Genomic DNA, 24,972 nt, shown 5'->3' with positions numbered 1-24,972 from the left:
GAAGTCCGCTGCGGTTCGATGGCGCCCTGAAGGGGCGCGGGGAACTGCGCGACCAGCCCCGAAGGTGCCGCAGATGATCAGCGGCACATCGCGGCATTTCCAGCGGAGCGCTCAGGCCGCGAGCGCGTGTCCGGGATGCAGGACGACCTTGGTGTATCCCTCGATCCGTTGGTCGAACTTCTCGTACGCCTGCGGAGCGTCGTCCAGCGGCAGCTCGTGCGAGACCACGAAGCTGGGCTTGGCCCGCCCCGAGATGATCAGGTCGCGCAGCTGGCGGTTGTACTGCTTGACGTTGCACTGGCCCGTGCCCATCTGCTGCCCCTTCTCGAACATCTTGCCGATGGAGACCAGCAGTTGGCCGTGCTTGGCGTGCTCGTCGGGTCCGCCCGGGTCGGAGGGCACATACAGGCCGGGTATGCCGAGCATGCCGGTCGGCCGCACCGTCTCGACGAGTGTGTTCAGGACGACGGCGGGCTCCTCGTGGCTGGCGTCGTGCGCCTGGGCCTGGTACCCGACGGCGTCCACGCCCTTGTCGGTGCCCTCGCCCCGGGTCTGCTCCTTGATCTGCTCGGTCGGATCGCCCTGGGTGAAGTCGATCGGGACGGCCCCGATCTCCGCCGCCTTGGCGAGCCGTTCGGGCACCCGGTCCACGGAGAACACCTGGGACGCACCGCGCACCAGCGCCGAGTAGGCGGCCATCAGGCCGACGGGCCCGGCGCCGAACACGGCCACGCTCTCACCGGGGGACACCTTGGCGAGTTCGCAACCGTGATATCCGGTCGGGAAGATGTCGGCGAGCAGCACGAAGTCGGTCTCGAACTCGTCGCCCGGCGGCAGCTTCAGACAGTTGAAGTCGGCGAACGGCACCCGCAACAGCTCCGCCTGGCCGCCCTTGTAGGGGCCCATCGCCACATAGCCGTAGGCACCGCCGGCGAACCCCGGGTTGACCGTCAGACAGAACCCGGTCTTGCCGGCGAGACAGTTCTTGCAGAACCCGCACGCGACGTTGAACGGCATCACGACGCGGTCCCCGGAGGACAGGGAGGTCACACCGCTGCCGACCTCCTCGATGATGCCGAGGTTCTCGTGCCCGAAGACGATGCCGGCCTCGGCCGCCGTGCGGCCCTCGTACATGTGCAGGTCGGATCCGCAGATCGCGGTCGACGTCACCCGTACCAGCACGTCGTTCGGGTGCTGGATCTGCGGATCGTCGACATCCCTCACAGCCACGCTGAAGGGCTTCTCGTAGACGACGGCTTTCACCTGTACCACCTCCGCGTCGAACGCCGGGGCACCGGCGACGGGCCGCCGCATCCGCGAAGACGCGCACCGTGACACGGCCTGTCGGCCCGTGTCGCGGGCCCAGGCGCTCTTGCTTCGCCACTCGATACTTCCAGGGAACGCCCGTAAGCCAGCCCCTGCAACCCGCAACCTCAGCGCCCCGAAGGGGGCGCGGGGAACTGCGCGACCAGCCACGACGGCGCCGCAGCCGAAACCCACACCGGGCTGGTCGTCGGGTGGCAGCCGGCGGTACCGATCAGCGCCCCAAAGTCAAAGGGGCGCGGGGAACTGCGCGACCAGCCACAACGGCGCGACAGTCGAAGGCCCCACCCGGCCGGGCGTCCCGTGGCAGCCGACGGTACCGGTCAGCGCCCCGCAGGGGGCGCGGGGAACTGCGCGGCGAGCCACGACGGCGCGGCAGTCGAAACCCATACCGGGTTGGTCGTCGGGTGGCAGCCGACGGTACCGATCAGCGCCCCAAAGTCAAAGGGGCGCGGGGAACTGCGCGACCAGCCACAACGGCGCCGCAGCCGAAACCCACCCGCCCCACCGACGACAGTCAACGCCAGCAACAGCTGGGGAAGTTCGCGTCAGCCGGCAGAGCGCCCCGCACCGAAGGTCACCGCACGACGACCACCGAGCAGCACCCGCCGAGCGGGCCGCTCCACCATCTCGTACAGGACCCAGGACAGCCCGAGGGACAGCGCGAACGCGACCGCGGTCACGACGAGCCCCGCCGCCGCCCCGAACCGCGGCGAGAGCCCGAGCACATTGGTGCCGGCCCGCAGCACCAGCAGATGCACCATGTAGAACGCGAACGACAGCTCCCCGAGCCGCACCAGCCGGCGGCGCCGCCACATCGAGGGCAGCCCCCGCAGGTCCGCGACGGCCGCCGCCGGGATCAGCAGGCCGAAGCCCACGATGGTGCAGGCGGTGGCCGCATAGCCGGGGGTGATCTGCGGCACGAAGAAGTAACCGATGACCGCGAGGGCGAGCGACGCCTCAAGGCCGGGCCCGCGCCACCGGTCGAGGAACACCAGCCGGGCGGCGGCGGCGCCGAGGACGAACTCCGGCAGCCGGGCGGCGGGGTTCGCGCTGATCGACTGCGCCGTCCAGTGGTGCGTCTCCGCCCAGGCCAGCACCAGCACGGCCAGTACCGACGCCCCGGCCAGCACCGCCGACCCGCGGGCGCCGAGCCGGCGCAGCAGGAGGGCCAGCAGCGGGAAGGCCGCGTAGAAGAACGCCTCGCAGGCGAGGGACCAGCTGACCGGGTTCAGCGTCTGCCACCAGGGGCGCCACCAGGAGTGCACCAGCAGCATGTTGGCGACGGCCTGGGACGGCTCGGGTCTGGTCTGGTGGGCCAGTGTGAACGCCATGAGCAGCGCGATCGCGGCCGTCACGAGGTGTACCGGATAGACCCGGGCGATCCGCCGCCGCCAGAAGGCGAGCGCGCGGTCCCTGGGCCGCGCGGACCAGGTGAGCACAAAGCCGGACAGTACGAAGAAGAACGACACGCCGCTGGCGCCGGGCCCGAACGCCCAGGTCACATAGCGGTCGCCGGCGCCGCCGAAGTAGTGGAAGTTGCGTACGTGCAGTCCGAAGACCAGCAGGGCCGCCACCCAGCGCAGCCCGGTCAGGGACGGCAGTGAGGGCGCGGACGCGGCGGGTGGCAGCCGGGCGGCGGGGGAGGGGGCGGTGACGGGCGGCGTCCCGGTGGTGCGGGTCGTCCTGGTCGCCGTCGTCATCGAATCACCTTCCGGGGGAGTGTGGGGCGGGCATGAAAGGGAACGTTGCCAGTTCGCCACCTTTCATGCAGGTTCCTTTGGAAACCTCACACCCATGGCGCGGCCGAGCGTTGACGGCGCGTCTTGGCAGGTGGGGCGGGCCCCCCGGATGGCGGACCCGGGACGGCCCGCCACCGGCCGTGGCGCTGTCCGCCCCGCGTTTTTCCCCCGCCCGGGGGAATGCGGGGGCGGCGGCCGAAAGCCTTCACCACGACGGCGCCCCCGAAGGAGCGCGGGGAACTGCGCGGCCGGCCACGACGACGCCGCAGACGAAAGCCGCCCCCGGCGAGGACGCCGGCCTTGACGTTGCCGAAGACGGTCCCGTGCTCGGCACGGACGCCCTTGGCCGTCGGAACGGCTCAGAGCATTCTGCGGCGGCGGCCCAGCCAGGTCTGGGCGATCACGACCACGGCCAGGAACGCGCCGCTGACCACCTGCTGGTAGGCGGAGTCGAGGGAGCCGATCTGGTTGATGACGTTCTGGATCACCTTCAGCAGCAGCACACCGACCAGCGAGCCGCTGACGAAGCCGAACCCGCCGGTGAGCAGGGTGCCGCCGATGACGACCGCCGAGATGGCCTCCAGCTCCATGCCCGACCCGAGGATCGTCACGCCCGACACCAGCCAGGCCGCGTTCAGCGCCCCCGCGAGCCCGGCGCACAGGCCGGACAGGGTGTAGACGGCGATCTTCGTGCGGGCCACCGGCGCCCCCATCAGGGCCGCCGCGTCCTCGTTGCCGCCCACCGCGTACACGTACTGCCCGAACCGGGAGCGGCGCAGCACGACCGCGCCCAGGACGAACAGCGCCACCGTGATCCACACCGGTACGCCGATGCCGAGCAGCGAGCCCTGCCCGAGGGTCGCGAAGAAGGAGTCCTTGTCGACGAGATACGTCCGCGAGCCCTCGTCGGTGACCGCGAGGAGGATGCCGCGGGCACCCAGCATGGCGGCCAGCGTCACGATGAACGGCGCGAGACCGGACCGGGCGATCAGCAGCCCGTTGACCAGCCCGATCAGCCCGCACACCGCGAGCGGCAGCAGCAGCGCGACGGCCGTGCCGTACTGCGAGCCCCAGGCGGCCAGCACGCCGCCCAGCGCGAACAGCGAGCCGACGGACAGATCGATCCCGCCGGTGACGATCACGAACGTCATGCCCAGCGCGACCACGGCGAGGAACGCCGAGGACAGCGCCATGTTCTCCAGGTTGTCGCCGGTCAGAAACGTGTCGAAGCTCAGCGAGGCCACGACCATGGCGAGCAGCAGGGTGACGAGCGCGCCGTGCTGCTGGGCGAGGGCGCTCAGCCGCTCGGCCCGGCCGGGGCCGCTCGGCTCGCCGGTGTCCGGGTGGAGGGTGCCGGAGGGCATGCCGGCCTCCGTGGTGCCGGTGGTCATCGTTTCCCCCGTTCACGGGCCGCGTAGACGGCGGCGACGATCACCACGGCCTGGGCGATCTGCGTCCACGACGGCGGCAGGTCGTGCTTGACCAGCGTGGTGGTCAGCAACTGGATCAGAACGGCGCCGGCCACCGTGCCGCCGATGCGCACCCGGCCCCCGGACAGCGGCGTGCCCCCGACGACCACCGCGGTGATCGCCGACAGTTCCATCAGGGTGCCCAGCGAGGTGGGGTCGCTGGCCGTCAGCCGGGCCGTGGCGAGGACGCCCGCGACCGCGGCCAGCGCGCCCGAGCAGACGTACACGACGACGAGGACCCGGCGGACGGGCAGCCCGGCCAGCCGGGCCGCGGGCCGGCTGTCGCCGATGCCGAGCAACTGCCGCCCGAACGTGCTGCGCCGCACCACGAAGGCGACCAGCAGGGCGAGGGCGGCGGCGATGAGCACGAGGTAGGGCACGCCCAGCACATCGCCGGAGCCCAGCGCCGACATGCCCGGGTCACGCACGTCTTTCAGCTGGGGCAGCAGCACCAGCGCCAGTCCGCGCGCGCCCACCATCAGGGCGAGCGTGGCCACGATGGGCTGTACGCCCACGAACGCGACCAGGGCGCCGTTCGCGAGCCCCACCAGGATGCCGCCCGCCACCGCCACCAGCGCGGCGAGCCACGGGCCGTAGCCGAGGTACAGCGACAGCAGGGAGGTGGCGAGCGCCATCACCGAGCCCACCGACAGGTCGACGCCCTCGGTGCCGATCGCCAGTGCCATGCCGAGCGCGACGATCAGCACCGGGGCCACCTGGACGGCCTGGGTGCGGAAGTTCTCGGCGGAGGCGAAGTGCGGGGTGAACGCGAAGTTGAACAGCAGCAGCACCACCACGCCCGCGTACACGCCGTACTGCTGCGCCAGGCGCAGCAGCCGGGCGCGGTCCAGCGAGCCGCGTGCGACGGCGAGTTCAGTCATGGCGGCCCCCGGCGGGTGCCGCCGCGACGGCGCGCAGCAGCGCGTCCTCGGTGACGGCGTCCCCGGTCAACTCGTCCACGACCCGCCCGTCCTTGAGCACCACGACCCGGTCGCTGCCCTCGATCAGCTCCTCGGTGTCGGAGGAGATCAGCAGCACGGCGAGGCCGTCCTCGGCGAGTTCGTCGATGAGTGCCTGCACCTCCGCCTTGGCGCCGACGTCGATCCCGCGCGTCGGCTCGTCGAGCAGCAGCACCTTCGGGTGCACGGCCAGCCAGCGGGCCAGCAGCACCTTCTGCTGGTTGCCGCCGGACAGCTCGCCCACCTTCTGCTGCGGGCCCGCCGACTTGATGCGCAGCCGCCGTACGAAGGTGTCCACGATCCGGTCGATGCGGGCGTCGTCCACCAGGCCGAACCGGGAGAGCGCCGGCAGCGCGGCGAGCGCGATGTTCTCCCGTACCGACAGTCCGGGGACGATCCCTTCGGCCTTGCGGTCCTCTGGCAGCAGACTGATGCCCGCGCGGATCGCGGCGGGCGGCGAACCGCCGCGCACGGGCACGCCGCCGACCGAGACCCGGCCGGCGTCCGTCGGCAGCGCCCCGGCGACGGCGCGCGCCGTCTCGCTGCGGCCCGAGCCGAGCAGCCCGCCCAGCCCGACCACCTCGCCGGGCCGGATGGACAGCGACACCCCGTTGAGCTGATGACGTACCGTCAACCCTTCAGCTCTCAGGATCGGTTCGGCCGTGGCGTGGTGGGAGCCGGCGAACTTCGTCAGGCCCTCGCCGCGCACCTCGCCGACGTCCCGGCCCAGCATGAGCGAGACCAGCCGCAGCCGGTCGAGTCCGGCGAGCGGCCCGGTGTGCACCACCCGGCCGTCGCGCAGCACGGTGACCGCGTCGCAGATCTCGTACAGCTCGTCCATGCGGTGGCTCACATAGATGACGGCGACGCCCCGGTCGCGCAGCATGCGGATCACCTCGAACAGGGTGCGCACCTCGCGTGGTTCGAGGGACGAGGTGGGCTCGTCCATCACCACCACCCGCGCGTCGACGGCGACGGCCCGCGCGAGGGCCACCATCTGCTGGGCTCCGACGCCGAGTTCACGCAGCGGACGGCGCACGTCGACCCGGATGCCGAGGGCGCGCAGCGCCTCGTCCGCCTCCCGGCGCATCCGCCGGAAGTCGATCAGGCCGAACCGGCCCCTGGGTTCGCGGCCCAGGAACAGGTTGCGGGCCACGCTCATCAGCGGGACCAGGTTGACCTCCTGGTAGATGGTGGAGATGCCCGCCTGCTGGGCCCCGAGCGGGGTGGTGAAGCGGACGGGTCTGCCGTCGTAGCGGATCTCGCCCGCGTCCGGCGGATGGACGCCGGTGAGCACCTTGATGAGGGTCGACTTGCCCGCGCCGTTCTCGCCGACGAGGGCGTGCACCTGCCCGGCGCGGGCGGTGAAGTCCACGTCGGACAGGGCCCGCACGCCGGGGAAGACCTTGCACACGCCGGTCACCGAGAGCACGTCAGTACGCCTTGCCGAGGTCCGACTCGGCGTTGGCCGAGGTGTACGCGCTGTCCTCGATGACGATGTCCTGGGCGACGGCACCGCCCTGGGTGAAGGCGTCGAGGGTCTGGAAGGCGAGCGGCCCGAAACGCGGGTTGGACTCGATGACACCGTCGATCCAGCCGTCCACGATGCCCTGCACGGCGTTGCGCGTGCCGTCGATCGTCACGATCTTCACGTCGCCCGGCTTCTTCCCGGCGCCCTTGAGGGCGTTCACCGCGCCCAGTCCCATCTCGTCGTTCTCGGCGTAGATGCCCTTGATCCCGGGCTTGGACTGGATCAGGTTCTCGGTGACCGACTGGCCCTTCTCACGGGCGAACTCGCCGGTCTGCCGGAACACCACCTTCAGGCCGGGCGCCTTCTCCTTGAGCCGGTCCTCGAAGCCCTTGGTGCGTTCCGTGGTCACGTTGTTTCCGGCCGCGCCCAGCAGGATGGCGATCTCGCCCTTGCCGCCGGTCGCCTCGATCATCCGGTCCGCGGCCCGCCGGCCCTGTTCCACGAAGTCGGAGCCGATGAAGCTCACATAGTCCTTGCAGGCGGTCGCGTTGATCTTGCGGTCGACGGTGACGATCGGGATGTGCTTGGCCGCGGCGGTGCGCAGCACGGGTTCCCAGCCGTCCGAGTTGAGCGGTGCGATCACCAACAGGTCGGCGCCCTTGGCGATGAGGTCCTGGACGTCGCTGATCTGCTTGGAGAACTGGGACTGTGCGTTGGCGGTGAGGAGCTTGACGCCGCGCTTGGCCGCCTCCTCCTTGATCGAGGCGGTCTCCGCGATCCGGAACGGATTGGCCTCCTTCTCGGACTGGGAGAAGCCGACGGTGGCGGACTTCAGGTCGATCTTGTCGCCGCCGTACGCGTCGATGGCACAGGTGGGTCCCGAGGCGCTGGGCGAGGCGACCACCTGGCCCGAATCGGCCTGCTGGGCGGACGACTTGTCGGTCGTGGCGGCGGAGTCCTCGGACTTGGCGCAGCCGGTGATCAGGGCCAGGCCCGTGACGAGACCGGTGGCGAGAAGGGCCCGTGCACAGGCACGGGAACGCAGTGACGTGGGCTTCATGACAGTCCCCAAACGGCGCGGCCCCGGCGCTGAGAGCGCTCACGGGGAGGTGGCACTTGCGGTCAACACGGCGTGCACGTCGTTCAGGGGAGGTTTTTACATCGTTGGAAGGGCGCTGTAAACCCTTCCGTCCGAAATCCCGGCCCGCCCGACCGGGCCGGCGGTCAGCGCCGGCCCAGCGTGCTCTCCCGCTCCACCAGCCGGAATTCCGCGGTGAGTTCACGTCCACCGGGGTCCTGCCGGCCGGACAGGCTGCGCAGCAGCGAGGCCACCGCGAGCCGGGCGATCGCCTGCTTGTCGGGCGAGATCGTGGTCAGCGAGACGGCCCCGAAGCGGCTCTCGGCGATGTCGTCGAAGCCCACCACGGCGACGTCCCACGGCACCCTGAGCCCACGCTCGTGCAGCACCCGCATGGCACCAATCGCGATGAGATCGTTGAACGCGAAGACCGCGTCGGGCCGCACGCCCGCGTCCAGCAGCTGCGCCATGGCCCGCGCGCCGTCGTCCCGGTCCCAGCCGCCGACCGGCACGACCAGGTCGTCCGGGGCCGGGACCCCGGCCGCCGCCAGTTCGGCCCGCCAGCCGTCAAGGCGCAGATGGGCGGGGCGGTTGGCGGAATCCGTGCGGACGCCGAGATAGGCGATCCGGGTCCGGCCGCGGCCGAGGAGATGGCGCACCGCGGTGCGTGCGGCGGCCACGTTGTCGATCGCGATGTGGTCGAACGGCAGGTCGTACTCCCGCTCGCCGAGCAGCACCAGCGGCACGTCGTCGGCCCGGCCGCGCAGGTCCTCGGCCTCCAGCTCCAGCGGGCTGAGGATCAGCCCGTCGATCACCCGGGCCCGGAACCCCTGGCTGACCAGCAGCTCCCGTTCGCGTTCACCGCGCGTGTGGTCGAGCAGCACCGTGAACTCGTGCTCGGCCGCGGCGTCGATCACGGCGCCCGCCAGCTCGGCGAAGTACGGGTTGCCGAGTTCCGGGACGGCCAGCGCGATGATGCCGGTACGGCCCTTGCGCAGATGGCGCGCGGTGAGGTTCGGCCGGTAACCCAGCTCGTCGATGGCCTGCTGCACCCTGGCCCGCATGGCCGGTGTGACGTGCGGATAGTTGTTGACGACGTTGGACACGGTCTTGATCGAGACGCCGGCACGTTCGGCCACGTCCTTCAGGCTGACCCGCAAGGGATCTCCTCGGCATCGACGGGTGCTCCGGGACGGAGCTTTTGTCATGGATCTGGACAGCGGATGAGAGCCCGTGCTCTCATGCCAACTGCCTCTGCTTCCAACGTTGTACAGACTGAAGCACCGAGCCGCCACCCTTCCTCAGTCAAGGAGGATTCGTGCGCATCAGACCGATCAGAGACCGACTCGTCCTGCTCCTCGCGGCAGTGCTGGGCGCCGCGGGACTCGCCGCCGCACCCGCCGCGACGGCCGCGGAGGACCCCGTCGAGGTCCACGGCCTCAAGGGCGAGTACTACACCCAGTCCGCGCCCGGCGCCTTCGACTTCCACGAACTCAAGGCCACCGGATTCGACCCGCAACTGGACTTCGACTCGCTGGAGTCCCGGCTGAGTTCGGCCACCGGGCAGTCGGACGACGTCAGCGTCCGCTGGACCGGCCGGATCGTGCCGGAGAAGACCGGCCCCACCACCTTCTCGATCATCGGTGACAACGGCTTCCGCCTCTGGGTCGGCGGCCGGCTCGTCATCGACCACTGGGTCGACGACTGGGACCGCGAACAGACCGCGCAGCCCGTGGAGTTGACGGCCGGGCAGTCCTACGACTTCAAGGTCGAGTACTTCGAGCACTACGGGGGCTCCAACCTGCACGTCCGCTGGACCCCGCCGGGCGCCGCCAAGACGGCGATCCCGCAGTCGGCGTTCCGGCTGCCCGAGGGCTACGCCTACGACGGCGCCATCGGCACCACGGTCCTGAAGGACGGCCGCACCTTGCGCCTCGACTTCGCCCAGGCCCTCGCCAAGCCCCCGGCCAAGCTCACCGACCACCTGAACGCCGTGATCGGCGGCGCCGCCTGGCCGATCGGCCGGGCCCGCCTCGACCCGGCCGACCACAAGTCGCTGCTGGTCCCGCTCAAGGAGCCCGTCGTCGGCAACAAGACCGGCACCGCGCGCGGCACCGCCGACGTGCGCTACGACGGGGCGGGCGGCCTGACCGGCGCGGACGGCAACGTTGTCAGCCCGTTCTGGAGCAGCGGCGCCAACCACTCCACGTACGAGCTGCGCACCCCCTGGGCCGAGGACGTCACCCCGGCCAACGCCCACCGCGAGTACCCGAGGCCCCAGTTGACCCGCGGCGACTGGCAGAACCTCAACGGCAGCTGGCAGTTCGCCGCCGCCAAGGCCGGCGAGCAGCCGCCGGTCGGCCGCGACCTCGCCGAGCGCATCCTCGTCCCCTTCCCCGTCGAGTCCCAGCTCTCCGGCCTCGAACGGCACGAGGACCGGATGTGGTACCGGCGCACCTTCACCGTCCCGGCCGGCTGGAAGATCGGCTCCGGCAAGCGCCTGCAACTCAACTTCGGCGCGGTCGACTGGCGTACCGAGGTGTATGTCAACGGCACCAAGGTGACCGAACACGAGGGCGGCTACGACAAGTTCGGCGTCGACATCACCGACGCCCTCAGGCCCGGCCGCACCCAGGAACTGATCGTCGGCGTCTACGACCCGACCGACTCCGCGAACGGCGAGAACCCGCCGCTCGGCAAGCAGCGGCTCGACCCCAGCGGCATCTGGTACACGCCCAGCTCCGGCATCTGGCAGACCGTGTGGCTGGAACCCGTCGCCGCCGACCACGTCGACTCCCTCAAGCTCACCCCCGACGTCGACGCGGGCACCCTGACCGTCGAGCCGAAGGGCGTGCGCGACGGACTCGCGGTCACGGCGACGGCGTACGCGGGCAACCGTCCGGTCGCCACCGCCACCGGACGCAGCGGCACCCCGCTCACCCTGAAGATCCGAAACCCCCGGCTCTGGTCGCCGGACGATCCGTATCTGTACGACCTGAAGGTGAGCGTCGGCGCCGACCGCGTCGGCAGCTACTTCGGCATGCGGTCCATCGAGGTCGAGAAGATCGACGGCACCCCGCGCACCGTCCTCAACGGCGAACCGGTGTTCATGATGGCCACCCTGGACCAGGGCTTCTGGCCGGACGGCCTGCACACCGCGCCGAGTGACGAAGCGCTCGCCTACGACCTGAAGATGCACAAGAAGATGGGCTTCAACGCCGTCCGCAAACACATCAAGGTCGAGCCGGACCGCTGGTTCTACTGGGCCGACAAGCTGGGCCTGATGGTGTGGCAGGACATGCCGGCGATGACCGCGGGCCGCAACCCGGACAGCGCCTCGCGCGCCCGGTACGAGCGCGAGATGAAGCAGATGATCGACGAGCACATCAGCAGCCCGTCGATCGTCATGTGGGTCACCTTCAACGAGGGCTGGGGCCAGTACGACATGGCCCGCATCGCCGACCAGGCCAAGGCGTGGGACCCCACCCGGCTGGTCAACAGCATGTCGGGCCTCAACCTCGGCGCGGACGGCGGCACCGGCGACATCATGGACGAGCACGGCTACCCGAGCCCCGCGCTGCCCCCGCATTCGGACGGCGAACGGGCCCTGGTCAGCGGCGAGTACGGCGGTCTCGGCCTCGCCGTACCCGGGCACGCCTGGTCGGTGCAGCAGTCGTACGTCGACGTCGATCCGGCCACCTACACCGACGACTACCTCACCAAGCTCGCCGAGGTGCACGCCCTGGCCTGCCGGGGCGGCAACGGCGCCGTGTACACCCAGATCACGGACGTCGAGGGCGAGCTGAACGGGCTGATCACCTACGACCGCAAGGTCGTCAAGCCGGACGTGCGGCGGCTCAAGGCCGCCCACGAGGCACTGATCGGCGACGCGTCCCGGGCGACCCCCGCGGGCTGCGCCTGACACCCGGCCGCCCGGCGCGCACCATCCCGCCCGCCGGGCGGCCCCGGCGTCCCGTCCGAACCCGGTGGACGGGACGCCGTACCCTCCCCGGCCGCAGGGCACGCTTTGCGGAAACCGCAAAGAACATTGCCGCCTGCGGCCGGATCGGCGCAGGCTCTCCCCGCGTGGCACCGGGAGCCCGGACCGCGCCGAACCCAAGGGAGGCCCCATGACCGAGATGCCCACCATGCGACCCGAGGAGTTCTGGGAGACCAGATACCGCACCGCCGACCGGGTCTGGAGCGGCCGGCCCAACGCGCTGCTCGTCCGCGAGACCGCCGGGCTGCGCCCCGGCACCGCCCTCGACCTCGGCTGCGGCGAGGGCGCCGACGCCGTGTGGCTGGCCACACAGGGCTGGCGGGTCACCGGCGTCGACATCTCGGCCACGGCCCTCGACCGCGCCGCCGCGCACGCCGCCGAGGCGGGAGTCGCCGACCGCGTCTCCTGGGAGCGCCACGAACTGGGCCCGAGCTTCCCCCGGGGCCGGTTCGACCTGGTGAATGTCCAGTATCTGCAGTCCCCGGTGGAACTGGACCAGCGCGAGGTACTGCGCCGTGCCGTCGACGCGGTCGCCGCCGGCGGCACGCTCCTCGTCGTCCTGCACGCCGGCTGGCCGTCCTGGCAGACCGAACCCCCCTTCCCTCACGCGTTCCCCACGCTGCGCGGCGTCCTCGACGAACTCGCGCTGCCCGAGGAGCACTGGACCGTCGAGACACTGGAGTCGGTGCGGCGCACCAGCACGTCACCCGAGGGCACGGAGGGTTTCCGCGACGACCACGTGTGGCGCGTGCGCCGCACCGACTGAATCTCCGCAGGCCCCGGTCAGCCCGCCGGTTCCCGCTTGCTCCGGTTGCGCGCGGCGGCCGGCCGGGCCGTTCGGCGGTCCGCGACAGACCGGCCGCGGCGGCCGTCCAACTCGACGGCCAGGGGCGTGGCGGTGAACACCGAGGAATACGTGCCGACCGCAAGACCGATCAGCAGCGCCAGAGCGAAATCGGTGAGCGAGTCGCCGCCGAGCACCGCCAGCGCGGTCAGGATCAGCGCGGCGCCCATCCCCGTGTTCACCGTGCGCGGCAGGGTCTGCACGATCGCCCGGTCGGCGATGTCCGCCAGCGCCGCCCGGTCGCGGCGCAGCAACTCCCTGACCCGGTCGAACACGACGACCGAGTCGTTGACCGAATAGCCGATGACGGTGAGCAGCGCGGCGAGGAACACGCCGTCGACGGGCTTGCCCAGCCAGGCGAAGACACCCACCAGGATGAGCACGTCGTGGGCCAGCGCGGCCACCGCCGCGGTGCCGAGCAGCCAGCGGAAGCGGGCGGCGAGATACAGAAGTTGGGCACCGAGGGCCACGGCCAGCGCGATCAGGGCGTTACGGCGCAGCTCGTCACCCAGGCTGGGGCCCACCAATTCGTCACGGACCCGCTGTGCCGTGCCGCCGAGGCCACCGACGGCCTCGGTGACCTCGGCCGCCTGCGCGTCGGTCAGCTCACCGGTGCGCACCGTGAGCCGGGCATCGCCGGAGGACTGCACGACGGCCTGCGGGAAACCGGCGTCGGCCAGCGCGGCACGGGCCCGTTCCGGGTCGACCGGGGTACTGGTGGCGTACTCGATGAGCCGCCCCCCGGTGAACTCGATGCCGAGGTCGAGGCCGCGGAACGCGATGCCCGACCCGGCGAGGACGAGGGCCACGCCGGAGACCGCCAGCCAGCGCCGCGGATGACGCATCAGCCGCGGGTCGCGCCGCACCAGCCGGTCACGGACCGCGCCGGTGGTGGCGATGCCGGTCAGCCGGGGGCGGCGCCGCACCCAGGGCCGGCCGGCCGCGTACTCGGCGAGCACCCGCGTGATGACCAGGGCGCTGACCATCGACGCGATCACGCCGATGCCGAGGGTGACGCCGAAGCCGCGCACCGGCCCTGAGGCGAGGAAGAACAGCAGGGCCGCCGCGATCAGCGTGGTGATGTTGGAGTCGGCGATCGCGCTGAAGGCGTTGCGGAAACCGGCGGCGAGCGCCGACCGCGGACCGGACCTGAGCCGGGCCGCGCTCTCCTCCCGGGCGCGTTCGAAGACGAGCACGTTGGCGTCGACGGCCATGCCGATCGCCAGGACGAAACCGGCGAGGCCCGGCAGCGTCAGGGTGGCGCCCAAGGCGGCAAGGGCGGCATAGGAGATCAGGCCGTAGCAGAGCAGTGCCACGGTCGCGAGGACGCCCATCAGCCGGTACACGCCGATGATGAACAGCGACGTGAGTGCGGTGCCGAGGGCCGCGGCCCAGGCGCTCGCGGTGATGGCCCGGGCGCCCAGGCTGGGGCCGACGGTGTGCTGCTCGACGGTCTCGACCGGCACCGGCAGGGCGCCGCCGCTGATGAGCAGCGCCAGTTCACGGGAGCCGGCGTCGTCGAACGCCCCGGTGATCACGGTCGAGCCGCCGGGGATGCCCGTACCGCAGGAGACCGACGGGTCGACCTGCGGCGCGGAGATGATCTTGTCGTCGAGGACGATCGCCACGCGGCGCGTGGGATCGCCGACGGGACGGCAGGCCGCCTCGCCGGTCAGCCCGGTCCACCGGTCGCGGCCCGAGCGGTTGAAGTCCACGGTGACGCCCCAGCCGGCACCGGACTCCTGGTCGAAGCGCGCGGCGGCGCCCTTGACGTGCTGTCCGGTCAGGGCCGCCGCCCCGAGCCGCAGCAACTGTCCCGACTCGTCGGGCAGGGTCCGCTCCCCGGACGTCCCGGACTGCGACCGGGGCGCCTCGGCGGCGGTGCCGAGCACCGGGTGGACGGTGAGCTGCGCGGTACGGCCGAGCACGGCGGCGGCCTTCTTCGGGTCCTGCACGCCCGGCAGCTCCACGATGATCCGGTTGCTGCCGGAACGGACGAGGGTGGGTTCGGCGACGCCGAGCGCGTCGACGCGGCCCCGCAGCACCTCCAGGGTGCGGTCGGTGGCCGCGCGGTCGGCGTCCACGGTCTCGGTCGAGCGGGTCTCCAGCACGATCTGGGTGCCGCCGCGCAGATCGAGCCCGAGGCGGACCGGCACGGTCAGGGCGATGTACAGCGATACGGCGATCACGGCGAGGGCGAGCAGCGCGCGGCCGCGCGGCGAGCGGGAACGCGAGCGGGCGGGGGGACGGTAGCGGGAACGGGTCAACGGTGCCTCCGGCGGGCATGCCGCGGCTGCGGCCGGCGCGGTCGCGGCGGACGGTCAGGACGGAAAGATCAGGAGCCGGAGGACAGGGGAGGCGCCCGTCCGCGCTCCGGGGGCGCGCCGGACCCCGAGGGCCCGGGAACGTCCGCACCCCACGGCGCCCGCGCGGCACCGGGAACGGGGAGGGACGCGCCGACGGCCACGGCAGCCACGTGCTGCCCGGTCGGCCCCGGCCGCTCGGCGTGCTGCTCGTGGCGCATACCGGCCCGACTTGCACCGCGGGCATCGTGCTCGACGTCGGCACGGGAGTGGGGGTTGGCCCGGTGGATGGGCTCCCCGTGGTGACCGTGTGGGGTCGCCTGCCGGCCGGGTAGGCCGGGGCGTTCGACGTGGTGCTCGCGGTGTGTGCCGGCCCGGCTGGCGCCGTCGGCGTGGTGGTCCGCGTCGGCGTGGGGGTGGGTCTGGTGGGTGGGGGTGTCGCGGTGGCTGTGTGGGGTCGTGTGGTGGTCGGGTGGGCGGGGGTGTTGGGCGTGGTGCTCGTGGTGTGTGGCGGCCTGGCCGGTGTCGTCGGCGTGGTGGTCCGCGTCGGCGTGGGGCCGGTGAGTGGCGTCGCCTCGGTGGACGCCGTTGCCTTGATGGACCGCGTTGTCCGGGGCGGTGCCGTCGGTGTGGTGGGCGGCATCGGCCGCGGCGGCGCCGACGGCGCGGCGGGCGGCATCGGCCTGGTGGCCGTTCGCGGGCGCCGACGCGGGGGCCGGTGTCGCGGGGGCCGGAGCTGGGCGGGGATCCGTCGGGGTGAAGGCCGTCGTCAGCAGGGCCAGCAGGACGGCCGTCAGCACGGCGAGCCGGCGGGCCGGCCCCTCGGCCACGGCCCGGGGGAGGGCCATGGGCCGGCCGGCCGGCGCCAGGGGGACGGCGTGCGGACGCACGGACATGCGCCGTCCCCTTTCCTGGTGGCGTTCCTGGTGGCGGTCGTGCAGCGGCAGGCGGGCCCGGGGCCCGCCGAAGCGGAGGATCAGGGCTCGACGAGCCCGGCCCGGATCGCGTACCGGGTGAGGTCGAGCCGGTCGCGCAGACCGAGCTTCTGCAGCAGGTTGGCCCGGTGCCGCTGGACCGTCTTGACGCTGATGAAGAGCAGTTCGGCGATCTCCTTGGACGACCGCCCCTCGGCCACCAGCTTCAGCACCTCCTCCTCGCGGGGCGTGAGGATCTGGTCCGGCGTCTCCTCGCCGTGCCGCACCCGCTCCAGGTAGTTGCGGATCAGGGCGGTGACCGCGCCCGGGTAGAGGAAGGGCTCGTCGCGCATCGCGGCCCGGCAGGCCGCCACCAGATCCCGGTCGGCGACCGACTTCAGCACATAGCCGCAGGCGCCCGCCTTCAACGCCTGGAAGAAGTACTGCTCGTTGTCGTGCATCGTGAGCATCAGGATCCGCAGCCCCGGCTTCAGCCCGGCGAGCTCCCGGGTGGCCTGCAACCCGGTCAGCCGGGGCATGGCGATGTCCAGGACCGCGAGGTCGACCTCGTGGCTGCGGGCCATCTCGATGGCCTCCGCCCCGTCACCCGCCTCGGCGACCACCTCCAGGTCGGGCTCCCGGTCGAGGATGAGCCGCACACCGCGCCGTACCAATGCGTGGTCGTCGGCGAGCAGAATGCGGATCTTGGCTGGGTCGGGCATGGTCAGGACTGCTTTCTCGGGACGGGCGCGGCGAGCCGGATCTGGGTGCCGGTACGGGGTGCGCAGACGGGGGAGATGTCAAGGGCGGCACCGATGAGCAGGGCCCGCTCCCGCATGCCGCGGATGCCCGCGCCCTCGCGTGCCGCCTTCATTCCCCGGCCGTCGTCGGTGACGGCGAGGACCACCGCGTCATCGGTGTGCTGCAACGCCACCACGACCCGCTCGGCGTCCGCGTGGCGGGCGGCGTTGGTCAGGCTCTCCTGGGCGACCCGGTAGAGCACCAGCTCGGTCTCCGGCTCCAGCGCGGGCAGGTCGGCCGCGAAGCGGCGCTGCACCCGCAGCCCGGTGTGGGTGGCGAAGTCATGGGTGAGCGAGGTCAGCGCGCTCACCAGACCCAGGTCGTCCAGCACGCCCGGGCGCAGCCGGCGCACCAGGCGGCGTACCTCGTCCAGGCTCTCCCGGGTGATCTCCTGTACCTGGCGCAGCTCCCCGCGCAACGGCTCCTCCGCCTCGTCCGCGGCCCGCTTCAGCGCGAGCAGCACGGCGGTCAGGCTCTGCCCGACCTCGTCGTGCAGCTCCTGAGCGATACGGCGGCGCTCCGCCTCCTGCGCGAGCAGCACCCGGGCACTGCTCGTGGCCCGTTCCTGCTCAAGGCGCTCCAGCATCGCGTTGAAGGTGCGGATCAGGTCGGCGACCTCCGCGCCGCCCCGGGCGGGCAGCCGCTGGCCGGGCCGCAGCAGATCGACGGTGGTCATCAGCCGGGTGAGCCGGTCCAGGGGGGCCAGGCCCCAGCGCAGCAGGGCGGCGTTGGCGGTCAGCAGCACGGCGAGCCCGCCCAGCAGGATGATCGCCTCGGTCAGCACGACCGGCACGGAAACGGTGACGGGAGCCCACAGCAGCAGCGCCGTGGCCGTACCCAGCACCGCGGCGTTGAGCGCAAAGATCCGCCAGAACAGGGACACCGGTGCGTACTCCTCCTCGTGTGACGCGGCCTGCCTCTACTGTCGTCCATCGCACCCCGGCACCGGCCCGCGGCCCCCGGGTCCCGACGCGCGCCCGCCCCAGCATGACCGCCGCCCGGCCGCCGGTCGATGGGACCTGACGCCCATTTCGGATGGCTCGACGTACCCATGCGGACCCCGGATGGATGCTCCGACCTCGGGGAAATGGGGCCTGCGCCCGATGGGACCGGGCCGCCGCGGCCAGCAGGCTTGAGGCATGACCGAACCGCTGCGTGCACGGACGGTGTGGCCGTCGGACCGCCCGCCGCCCGGCGCCGTCCGCCGCCGCCCACCATCCGCACCGGCCGAGAAAGGGCCCCACCATGTCCCTCGACACCCCGCGCGTGCCCCTCGACACCTCGCGCACCGCGTCCCGTTCCGCCCGCCTGAGCCCGGACGAGGCACGCCGCCGGCTCGAACACGCGCGCGCCACCCGGCTGACCCAGCTGGAGGCCCTGGACGAGACCGGTCAGACGGCGGACGACCACCTCATGTCCGCGCAGCGGACCGCCATCCAGGGCGTGCTCGCGGAGATCGAGGCCGCGTTCGCCCGCATCGAGGACGGCAGTTACGGCGTCTGCCTCGGCTGTGCCCAGCCCGTGCCCCCGGAGCGCCTGGAGATCCTTCCCTACACCCGTCACTGCGTCGCCTGCCGCCGCGCCACCGCCTGAGCCGTCCTGGCGGCCCCTCGTCCCACGGCCCTGTACAAGGGGTGAACCGGTGAACCCGAACCAGCAGACCATCACAGACCGCGACACATGTCTCACACCCGAGGACCTTGCCGCGCTCCGCGAGAACCTGACCGAGCAACGCCTGTTCCGCAGGGAGCAGTTGCAGCAGATCGCGGCGGCCGCCGTGCCCGGCGCCGACGAGGTGAGCGGGCTGCCGGCGGCCGCGCAGGCGGAGGTCCGGGTGAAACTCGCCACCTCCGCCCGCATGGTGCTCGCCGACGTCGAGGCGGCCCTGCGCCGCATGGACGAGCGGCGCTACGGCGACTGCCACCTGTGCCTGCGTCCGATCGCCAGGGAACGGCTGATGATCGTGCCGCAGGCCCGCTACTGCGCGCGCTGCCAGCAGGTGAGGGAAGCCGCACGATGAACCCCGCGCACAGTTCGCTCGCGGTGCCCCGGCACCGGTCCTGGCCGGCCTGCCGGCAGTGCTGGGGTGTCGCCCTCGACATGGGCAGCGCCCGTACCCGGGTGTGGCTGGCCGGCCGGAGGACGATCGTCGACGTGCCCACGGTCACGTTTCCGGGCAGCGGCGCCGAGTACCCCATACGGCGCGGGGCCATCGTCGACACCGCCGGCACGGCCCGGATGCTCGACCGCCTGCTCGGCCATCGGCTGCCCCGCCTGGTGCGTCCCCTGGTCGTGGTGACGACGCCCGTACTCGACGGGATCGCCTACCGTGCCGCGGCACGGGCCGCCGTGGCGGTGCTGCGGCCCCGGAGCGTGCTGACCGTGCCCGGCGCCCGCGCCATCGCGCTGGGCGCCGAAGCCGACCTGACCCGTCCGCTGCTCGTGGCGGACATCGGCGCGCATCTGACCGAGGTGGTGCTGCTGTCCGACGGCGCGGTCATGGACGCCCGCCGGACGTCACTGGGCACCGGTGACCTCGACTCGGCGGCGCCCGCGGAGATAGCCGAGGCGGTGGTCGCGATGGTGACGGCGATGGTCCGGCAGGACCGCACGTCACTGACGCGCGACGCCCTGGACAGGGGGGTGCTGGTGGCGGGCGGCGGCGCACTGTGGCCGGAGATCACCCACCGCCTCGGCGACCGGCTGCACGCGCCGCTGCGGCCGGTACCGGCACCGCACACCGCGGCGGTACGCGGCGCCGCCAGACTCCTGAAGGCGGCCCACGGTCACCCCGCCGTCATCGGAGCACCCCCACCCCACCCCCCGGACCCCGCATGACCACCCGACTCCCACCCCGAGAACCCCGTCCCGTCCCCGCCCGCGTACGACCGGTCGCGTCCGTCCGCGGAGCAACCTGTCCCGTCCCGGGCCGCGCGTGACCACCCGAGTCCCGCCCCGAGCAACCCATCCCGTCCCTGTCCGCCGGGCCGCGCAAGACTGGTTGGGTCCGCGGAGCACCCTGTCCCGTCCCCGCCCGCGCATGACCACCCGAGTCCCGCCCCGAGCACCCCGTCCCCACCCGCACCCATCGCGTCCGTCCGTGGAGCACCCCGTCCCGTCCCTGTCCGCCGGGCCGCACATGACCGTTCGAGTTCCGCCGCCGGGCAACCTGTGTTCCGGCTCCGTCGGCCGGGCCGTGCACGACCGGTCGGGTCCCGCCAACGAGCAACCTGTCCCGGCCCGGTCCGCCCGGTCGGGTCCCACCCGAGCGTCAACCCCGTGTTCGTACAGCCTCGTCGCACACCCGTCCGCGCCCTATCTGCCGGGCCGCGCACGGCCGGTTGAGTCCCGCCGCCGGGCAACCCGTCCCGGCCCGTCCGCACACCCGCTTCCCGTGGCTCGCCCAATGCGCCACGTCGTCCACGGCCCCCGTCCCCACGGTCCCGTCCAAGAAACCCCCACCCCCCTTCCCCACGGTCCCGTCCTTCGTACCGCCACCCCCCGCTTCCCCTCGCGCTCACCGGGCCGACCGGCCCCCGCTGTCCCGGCCGCAGAAAGGAGTACCCCCATGCCCGGCGGCATCCCGCGGGCACAGCCGCCCCCCGACGACCTGCCACGCCACCCGCTCTGGCGCTTTCGCCGCAACCCCTTGCGGCGTGCCACCGACGTGGCCCAGGCGTGGATCGGGATCGGCCTGCTGCTGGCCGTGCTCGCGGGAATGCCGGGCGCCATGTTCCTGATCGGCGACACCGCCTTCCGCCACTACGCGCACACGGCCCGCCACCAGGCCGCGACCCGGCACCAGAGCACCGCGGTGCTCCTGCACGACTCCCCGAGACACCCCGAGCCGGGCTCGGACGAGGAGAAGCGGACCCGTTACCGGGTCGAGGTCCGCTTCACCGACCGGCTCGGCCACTCCCACACCGGGCGCGTCGACGTCCGCCCCGGACTGTCCGCGGGCAGCACCGTCCCGGTATGGACCGGCCCGGAGGGCGGGATCACGGATCCGCCGATGACCGCCGCGGAGATCCGCAGCCGCTGCATGGGCTGGGCGATCATCGCCGCCCTGGCGGTCGCCCTCGCGGGAGCCGCGGCGTACGGCATCGCCGAGCGCGCGCTGCACCGGCGCAACCTCGCCGCCTGGGACACCGCCTGGGCCCGCACGGCTCCCCGCTGGACGACCCCCACCTGACCCTGGCCTATTCGAACCGCCCCTCGACGACCCGCTTGGCCGCCTCGCTCTCGGCCGCGGCCGGGGACAGTTCGCTCAGTGTGTCGAGGTCCGTGTCCACGCGCAGCTCCTCTTCCCAGGCGGCCGCGAGCCGTTCCTGTTCGTCGTGCGGCTGCTGTTGGACCCGTTCCCGGTCGTGCGGGCTCAGCGCGGCCAGGAAGCGCTCCAGGGTGTCGATCGGCATCCACTTCTCCTTGATCACGGGCGTGGGCGCGCCCTTGCGGACGCCGTCCCAGAGTGATCGCTGCCGACCCTCACCCGGCGGAGCCGAGGCGTGCTCCGACCCGAATGGAGCACGGCCGGCGCACCCGGCCCCGGTGCGGTCACCGCTCGGTGTGCTCCGGACAGGGCAGGCCGTCCGGCGGACGCACAGGCGTCGCCCGCGCCAGGGACGGGAACACCTCGGCGAGAACACCTGGCCGTCCGTCGACCGCCCGGTCGCACAGCCGCCCCCGGCCGCGGACATGTGTCGTGCGGCCGTACGGAGGTGAGGGCGGCGAACTCCGCTTCGGTCCGTTGCGTCGCTTCCAGCCGTGCGGCTGTCGTGGCCGCCGCGGACACCGGAATGTGTCAGGCGTCGTCCGACGCGTCGCCCTCGGTCTTGGCCGGCTCGGCGGACGTCGGCTCGGCGATCGAGTACAGCACCGACCGCTGCTGCTTGTGCCGCTGGATGCGGCCCTTGGCGACCAGCGCCTCCAGGGTGTTGCGCACGACCTGCGGGGTGGGGGTCCGCTCGGGGTGTTCCCGCACCAGTTCCTCGCGCAACTCCTTGGCCAGACGGGGCTCGTCGTGGGCGCGGAGCAGATCGAGGAACACGTCACCGAGCAGGGGCTGACGCGACTTGGCCTGCGCGGAGACGCGCTCGGCCTTCTTCTTGCCGGACGTGGCACCCGACTTGGCACCGGACTTGTCGGCGCTCTTCTCGGCGGTCTTTTCAGCGCTCTTGGCACCGGCCTTGTCGGCGGCCTTGGCACCGGACTTGGGGCCCGCCACCGCACGTGCCGCACGCGCACGGCGCCGCGGGGCAGCCGGCGTCGCAGCCTGGGTGCCGGTGTCGGTACCGGCGTCCGTGTCGGTGGTGGCGGCCGTGGCGGCGGGAACCAGGACGGGCTCGTCCTGCGCCTGCTGCGGCAGCGGCGCCGCTTCGGGCACCACGCCGTCCGCCGGGGTGTCAAAACGCTCGGCGATGTTCAGGATGTCCAGCAGCAGCGCCTCCTCCTGCTTCAACGTGCTGACACGCTCGGTGAGTTCCTGCTGCCGGCGCCGGTTCTCCTCCAGATCCGAGGCGGCCTGCTCCAGATAGCGGGATCGGATCGAGGCATCGGTCGACTGGTCGGACACAATCATTCACTCCTTGAAGACGATGGATGGTGGTGCGATGGTACCGACCCACCGACCCGGTATGGCGAGGTGTGAGGGAGCCGGGGCGGAAACACACGTACATCGCACTCGTTCGAGCGACGCCCGGCCTGCGCGAGGCATGTGCCGCAGGTCGCGGGTTGCGGCGTACCGTACCCGGTGACGCCCCCCGCCGACTAGGGTGTGAGCGGGCCGCGCGGGTGCCGAACTGCCGTGCGTGGCACCGCAGGTCACCTCCCAGGGGAAAGGTGTTCCACATGCGCAGAAACCTGTCACGGCTCGCCGTGGCCGTGGCCGCCGCCGTCGGTCTGTCACTCGGCACCGGCACCGCCTTCGCCACCCCGCCCGGCCCGGGTGTCACGGGCACCGTCATCGCGCGGACCACGAAGGGCGGGACGGACTACATACTCCGGCAGATCACCGTGCCGCCGGGCCAGAGCACCGGCTGGCACTACCACGACGGGCCGCTGTACGCCTCTGTGCGGCAGGGCACGCTCAGTCATTTTGACGCCCGTTGCGCCTCCGACGGCGTCTACCGGGCCGGCAGCCACCTCACCGAACCGCCCGGCGAGGACCACGTCCACATCGGACGCAACCTCGGTACGACCCCGGTCGTCCTGGACGTGCTGTACGTCCTGCCCCACGGGGCCCCGCTCTCCGAGGACGCCCCGAACCCCGGGTGCGACTTCGAGTAGGAGGCCGTCTGCGGGTGGCCGCCCGAGGACACGTCAGCGGCCCGCCGCCGCAGGTGTTCTTTCCGCGGCGGCAGGGCCGTCGCCGGTGTCACGGACCGGCGAGGCACCTCACAGGCCGCTTCCCCGGCCCTCGGCGGCCAGCCGGAGTTCGCGGCCCGGCCAGCGGCGGCGCAGCCAGCGGTCATGGCTGGCCAGGACGATCGCGCCGGGACCGGAGCCCAGCGCTTCCTCCAACTCGTCGCACAGCCGCGGCGACAGATGGTTGGTGGGCTCGTCGAGCAGCAGCAACTGCGGTGGGCGGGCCACCACAAGAGCCAGTGCGAGCCGGCGCCGCTGACCGACGGAGAGGTGTCCCACCGGCTTGTCCAGGTCCGCCTCGTGCAGCAACTCCAGCGAGGACAGCGGGATTGCTGCCGCCCGCTCGGCGCCGAGCGACGCCTCGTAGGTGTCCCGTACGGTGCGGTCGGGCCGGTCGAAGACGGTGTCCTGTTCCAGCAGCGCCACGCTGAGACCGGGCCGCCGCCGTACCGTGCCCCGCGCTTCGAGCCGTCCGGCGAGCACCGCCAGCAGGGTCGACTTGCCGGTCCCGTTGTCGCCGGTGACCAACAGCCGGTCGGTCGCGAGCACATCGAGCCGGCGCACGGCGAGCCGGCCCGCCACCCGCACGTCGCGCAACGACACGACGGTGCCCCGCGCCGACTCGCCGGCAAGCGCCTGGGGCCCGAACCGCAGCGGCCGGGGCGGCTGCGCGACCTGGGCGCGTTCCCGTTCCTCCAGCCGCCGGGCGGCGTTGCGGACCCGGCGTGAGATCTGGCTCTGCACCCGGCCGCCCCGGTGGCCGTAGCCCATCTTCTCGTTGTCGCTGCGTCCCCGGTCCGGTGCGACGCGGCGCGCGGTGACCCCGGCCGACCGGCGCAGCGCCGCCAACTCCTCCTGTTCCTCGGCGTACCGGCGCTCCCAGCGGTCCCGCTCGGCATGTTTCTCGGCGAGATAGGCGGTGTAGTCGCCGCCGTAGCGGACCGGGCCGTCCACCGCGGGATCGAGGTCGATCAGGTCCGTGCACACGGCGTCGAGGAACGCCCGGTCGTGGCTGGCCAGCACGACCACCCCGGGCAGATCGCGCACCTGTTCCTCAAGGAAGGCGGCGGCCCGGTCGTCGAGATGGTTGGTCGGCTCGTCCAGCAGCAGCGCGGCGGGCCGCCGGACCAGCAGCGCGGCCAGGGCCAGCCGGGCGCGCTGCCCGCCGGAGAGCGAGCCGAGCGTGCGCTCGTGCGGGACCCCACCCAGACCGAGCCCGGTGAGCATGATCGCGGCACGCCGGTCCGCGTCCCACGCCTCTCGCCGCTGTGCCTGTTCGAGGCATCGGCCGTACTCCTGGAGCAGGTCGGCGTGGCCGGGGTGGGACGGCGCGGTGTCGGCGAGCCGCCCGGTGAGGTGTTCGAGCCGGGCGAGGTCGGCACGGGCCTCGCGCAGCGCGTCGTCGAGCACGTCGGCGATCGTGGACGTGGCGTCGTAGGGCATCTCCTGGGGCAGATGTCCCAGGTCGGCGGGGCGTACGACGCTGCCGGAGTCGGGTTGGTCGGTTCCGGCGAGCAGGCCGAGCAGGGTCGACTTGCCGACGCCGTTCTCCCCGATCAGGCCGATGCGCCGGCCGGGGGACGCGGTGAGGGAGACCCCGTCGAGCACACGGCGGGTGCCGAGGGTGCGCACGAGGTCACGGGCGAGCAGGGCGGGCTGGGCGGGCTGAGCGGACTGAGCGGACATGGGGCTCCACCGAACGTGA

The 24,972-nt window shown here is 72.6% G+C and carries 21 protein-coding genes; 7 read left to right on the top strand and 14 right to left on the bottom strand.

The window, feature by feature from the left end; translation table 11 throughout:
* Positions 1 to 111: 111 nt before the first annotated feature.
* The 7 genes from AC27LF_RS39475 to AC27LF_RS39445 all read right to left on the bottom strand — a co-directional run bounded on the left by AC27LF_RS39475 (position 112) and on the right by AC27LF_RS39445 (position 9,202).
* Positions 112 to 1,263 (bottom strand): glutathione-independent formaldehyde dehydrogenase, encoded by a 1,152-nt coding sequence (locus AC27LF_RS39475; protein ID WP_479661142.1) that lies wholly within the window; start codon positions 1,261 to 1,263, stop codon positions 112 to 114.
* 608 nt (positions 1,264 to 1,871) lie between these two features.
* Positions 1,872 to 3,026 (bottom strand): acyltransferase family protein, encoded by a 1,155-nt coding sequence (locus tag AC27LF_RS39470; RefSeq protein ID WP_479661141.1) that lies wholly within the window; start codon positions 3,024 to 3,026, stop codon positions 1,872 to 1,874.
* 398 nt (positions 3,027 to 3,424) lie between these two features.
* Entirely contained in the window at positions 3,425 to 4,429 is a 1,005-nt protein-coding gene (locus AC27LF_RS39465; RefSeq protein WP_479661150.1) for an ABC transporter permease, read from the bottom strand.
* 23 nt (positions 4,430 to 4,452) lie between these two features.
* Positions 4,453 to 5,415 carry an ABC transporter permease gene (locus tag AC27LF_RS39460; protein WP_479661140.1) on the bottom strand — a complete coding sequence of 321 codons (963 nt, stop codon included), beginning with the start codon at positions 5,413 to 5,415 and terminating at the stop codon, positions 4,453 to 4,455.
* Positions 5,408 to 6,925, bottom strand: coding sequence for a sugar ABC transporter ATP-binding protein (locus tag AC27LF_RS39455; protein ID WP_479661139.1), 1,518 nt, complete (start codon positions 6,923 to 6,925; stop codon positions 5,408 to 5,410). The genes AC27LF_RS39460 and AC27LF_RS39455 overlap by 8 nt, the downstream gene beginning before the upstream one ends.
* A 1-nt stretch (position 6,926) precedes the next feature.
* Entirely contained in the window at positions 6,927 to 8,024 is a 1,098-nt protein-coding gene (locus AC27LF_RS39450; RefSeq protein WP_479661138.1) for an ABC transporter substrate-binding protein, read from the bottom strand.
* Between the two features lie 164 nt (positions 8,025 to 8,188).
* A complete protein-coding gene (locus AC27LF_RS39445; protein ID WP_479661137.1) occupies positions 8,189 to 9,202 on the bottom strand; it encodes a LacI family DNA-binding transcriptional regulator in 1,014 nt (337 codons plus the stop codon).
* A gap of 158 nt (positions 9,203 to 9,360) precedes the next feature.
* On the opposite strand from AC27LF_RS39445, the gene AC27LF_RS39440 reads away from it, so the two are divergent.
* Entirely contained in the window at positions 9,361 to 11,964 is a 2,604-nt protein-coding gene (locus tag AC27LF_RS39440; RefSeq protein ID WP_479661136.1) for a PA14 domain-containing protein, read from the top strand.
* A gap of 208 nt (positions 11,965 to 12,172) precedes the next feature.
* The gene (locus AC27LF_RS39435; RefSeq protein ID WP_479661135.1) at positions 12,173 to 12,808 is read left to right on the top strand and encodes a class I SAM-dependent methyltransferase; all 636 of its coding nucleotides are present in this window, start codon (positions 12,173 to 12,175) and stop codon (positions 12,806 to 12,808) included.
* A gap of 17 nt (positions 12,809 to 12,825) precedes the next feature.
* Here AC27LF_RS39435 and secD read toward each other — a convergent pair whose 3' ends face one another.
* The 4 genes from secD to AC27LF_RS39415 form a co-directional block, all read right to left on the bottom strand.
* On the bottom strand, positions 12,826 to 15,153 hold the full coding sequence (secD, locus tag AC27LF_RS39430; RefSeq protein ID WP_479661134.1) for a protein translocase subunit SecD: 2,328 nt from the start codon (positions 15,151 to 15,153) through the stop codon (positions 12,826 to 12,828).
* A 68-nt stretch (positions 15,154 to 15,221) separates the two neighbouring features.
* Positions 15,222 to 16,085 carry a hypothetical protein gene (locus AC27LF_RS39425; RefSeq protein ID WP_479664736.1) on the bottom strand — a complete coding sequence of 288 codons (864 nt, stop codon included), beginning with the start codon at positions 16,083 to 16,085 and terminating at the stop codon, positions 15,222 to 15,224.
* Between the two features lie 80 nt (positions 16,086 to 16,165).
* The gene (locus tag AC27LF_RS39420) at positions 16,166 to 16,825 is read right to left on the bottom strand and encodes a response regulator (protein WP_404031086.1); all 660 of its coding nucleotides are present in this window, start codon (positions 16,823 to 16,825) and stop codon (positions 16,166 to 16,168) included.
* Between the two features lie 2 nt (positions 16,826 to 16,827).
* Positions 16,828 to 17,787: a HAMP domain-containing sensor histidine kinase gene (locus AC27LF_RS39415; RefSeq protein ID WP_479661132.1), complete on the bottom strand. Its 960-nt coding sequence runs from the start codon at positions 17,785 to 17,787 to the stop codon at positions 16,828 to 16,830.
* A gap of 383 nt (positions 17,788 to 18,170) precedes the next feature.
* On the opposite strand from AC27LF_RS39415, the gene AC27LF_RS39410 reads away from it, so the two are divergent.
* The 4 genes from AC27LF_RS39410 to AC27LF_RS39395 all read left to right on the top strand — a co-directional run bounded on the left by AC27LF_RS39410 (position 18,171) and on the right by AC27LF_RS39395 (position 21,096).
* Positions 18,171 to 18,497 (top strand): TraR/DksA family transcriptional regulator, encoded by a 327-nt coding sequence (locus tag AC27LF_RS39410; RefSeq protein ID WP_479661149.1) that lies wholly within the window; start codon positions 18,171 to 18,173, stop codon positions 18,495 to 18,497.
* A gap of 49 nt (positions 18,498 to 18,546) precedes the next feature.
* Positions 18,547 to 18,924, top strand: coding sequence for a TraR/DksA family transcriptional regulator (locus AC27LF_RS39405; protein WP_479661131.1), 378 nt, complete (start codon positions 18,547 to 18,549; stop codon positions 18,922 to 18,924).
* Positions 18,921 to 19,742, top strand: a complete 822-nt coding sequence (locus tag AC27LF_RS39400; RefSeq protein ID WP_479661130.1) for a rod shape-determining protein — start codon at positions 18,921 to 18,923, stop codon at positions 19,740 to 19,742. Before AC27LF_RS39405 ends, AC27LF_RS39400 begins: the two co-directional genes overlap by 4 nt.
* Before the next feature lie 730 nt (positions 19,743 to 20,472).
* The gene (locus AC27LF_RS39395; protein WP_479661129.1) at positions 20,473 to 21,096 is read left to right on the top strand and encodes an Rv1733c family protein; all 624 of its coding nucleotides are present in this window, start codon (positions 20,473 to 20,475) and stop codon (positions 21,094 to 21,096) included.
* Positions 21,097 to 21,103: 7 nt separating this feature from the next.
* On the opposite strand, the gene AC27LF_RS39390 is transcribed toward AC27LF_RS39395, so the two are convergent.
* Both AC27LF_RS39390 and AC27LF_RS39385 read right to left on the bottom strand, forming a co-directional pair.
* The gene (locus tag AC27LF_RS39390; RefSeq protein ID WP_404031068.1) at positions 21,104 to 21,319 is read right to left on the bottom strand and encodes a hypothetical protein; all 216 of its coding nucleotides are present in this window, start codon (positions 21,317 to 21,319) and stop codon (positions 21,104 to 21,106) included.
* Positions 21,320 to 21,705: 386 nt separating this feature from the next.
* Positions 21,706 to 22,476, bottom strand: a complete 771-nt coding sequence (locus AC27LF_RS39385; RefSeq protein ID WP_479664737.1) for a hypothetical protein — start codon at positions 22,474 to 22,476, stop codon at positions 21,706 to 21,708.
* Between the two features lie 275 nt (positions 22,477 to 22,751).
* Here AC27LF_RS39385 and AC27LF_RS39380 point away from each other — a divergent pair, with 275 nt between their 5' ends.
* Positions 22,752 to 23,189, top strand: a complete 438-nt coding sequence (locus AC27LF_RS39380; protein ID WP_479661127.1) for a cupin domain-containing protein — start codon at positions 22,752 to 22,754, stop codon at positions 23,187 to 23,189.
* A gap of 108 nt (positions 23,190 to 23,297) precedes the next feature.
* On the opposite strand, the gene AC27LF_RS39375 is transcribed toward AC27LF_RS39380, so the two are convergent.
* Complete coding sequence (locus tag AC27LF_RS39375) at positions 23,298 to 24,953, bottom strand: ABC-F family ATP-binding cassette domain-containing protein (RefSeq protein ID WP_479661126.1); 1,656 nt, start codon at positions 24,951 to 24,953, stop codon at positions 23,298 to 23,300.
* Positions 24,954 to 24,972: the final 19 nt, after the last annotated feature.

The sequence above is a fragment of the Streptomyces diversicolor genome (assembly GCF_057537855.1).
The sequence above is the reverse complement of the archived record's forward strand: the minus strand, read 5'-3'. Positions and strand labels throughout refer to the sequence as shown.

Bases quoted from the DNA above. Each gene is read 5' to 3' on its own strand.
- AC27LF_RS39470 (WP_479661141.1), bottom strand. From the start codon at position 3,026: ATGACGACGGCGACCAGGACGACCCGCACCACCGGGACGCCGCCCGTC.
- AC27LF_RS39465 (WP_479661150.1), bottom strand. From the start codon at position 4,429: ATGCCCTCCGGCACCCTCCACCCGGACACCGGCGAGCCGAGCGGCCCC.
- AC27LF_RS39460 (WP_479661140.1), bottom strand. From the start codon at position 5,415: ATGACTGAACTCGCCGTCGCACGCGGCTCGCTGGACCGCGCCCGGCTG.
- AC27LF_RS39450 (WP_479661138.1), bottom strand. From the start codon at position 8,024: ATGAAGCCCACGTCACTGCGTTCCCGTGCCTGTGCACGGGCCCTTCTC.
- AC27LF_RS39435 (WP_479661135.1), top strand. From the start codon at position 12,173: ATGACCGAGATGCCCACCATGCGACCCGAGGAGTTCTGGGAGACCAGA.
- AC27LF_RS39425 (WP_479664736.1), bottom strand. From the start codon at position 16,085: ATGTCCGTGCGTCCGCACGCCGTCCCCCTGGCGCCGGCCGGCCGGCCC.
- AC27LF_RS39420 (WP_404031086.1), bottom strand. From the start codon at position 16,825: ATGCCCGACCCAGCCAAGATCCGCATTCTGCTCGCCGACGACCACGCA.
- AC27LF_RS39400 (WP_479661130.1), top strand. From the start codon at position 18,921: ATGAACCCCGCGCACAGTTCGCTCGCGGTGCCCCGGCACCGGTCCTGG.
- AC27LF_RS39395 (WP_479661129.1), top strand. From the start codon at position 20,473: ATGCCCGGCGGCATCCCGCGGGCACAGCCGCCCCCCGACGACCTGCCA.
- AC27LF_RS39390 (WP_404031068.1), bottom strand. From the start codon at position 21,319: ATGCCGATCGACACCCTGGAGCGCTTCCTGGCCGCGCTGAGCCCGCAC.
- AC27LF_RS39380 (WP_479661127.1), top strand. From the start codon at position 22,752: ATGCGCAGAAACCTGTCACGGCTCGCCGTGGCCGTGGCCGCCGCCGTC.
- AC27LF_RS39375 (WP_479661126.1), bottom strand. From the start codon at position 24,953: ATGTCCGCTCAGTCCGCTCAGCCCGCCCAGCCCGCCCTGCTCGCCCGT.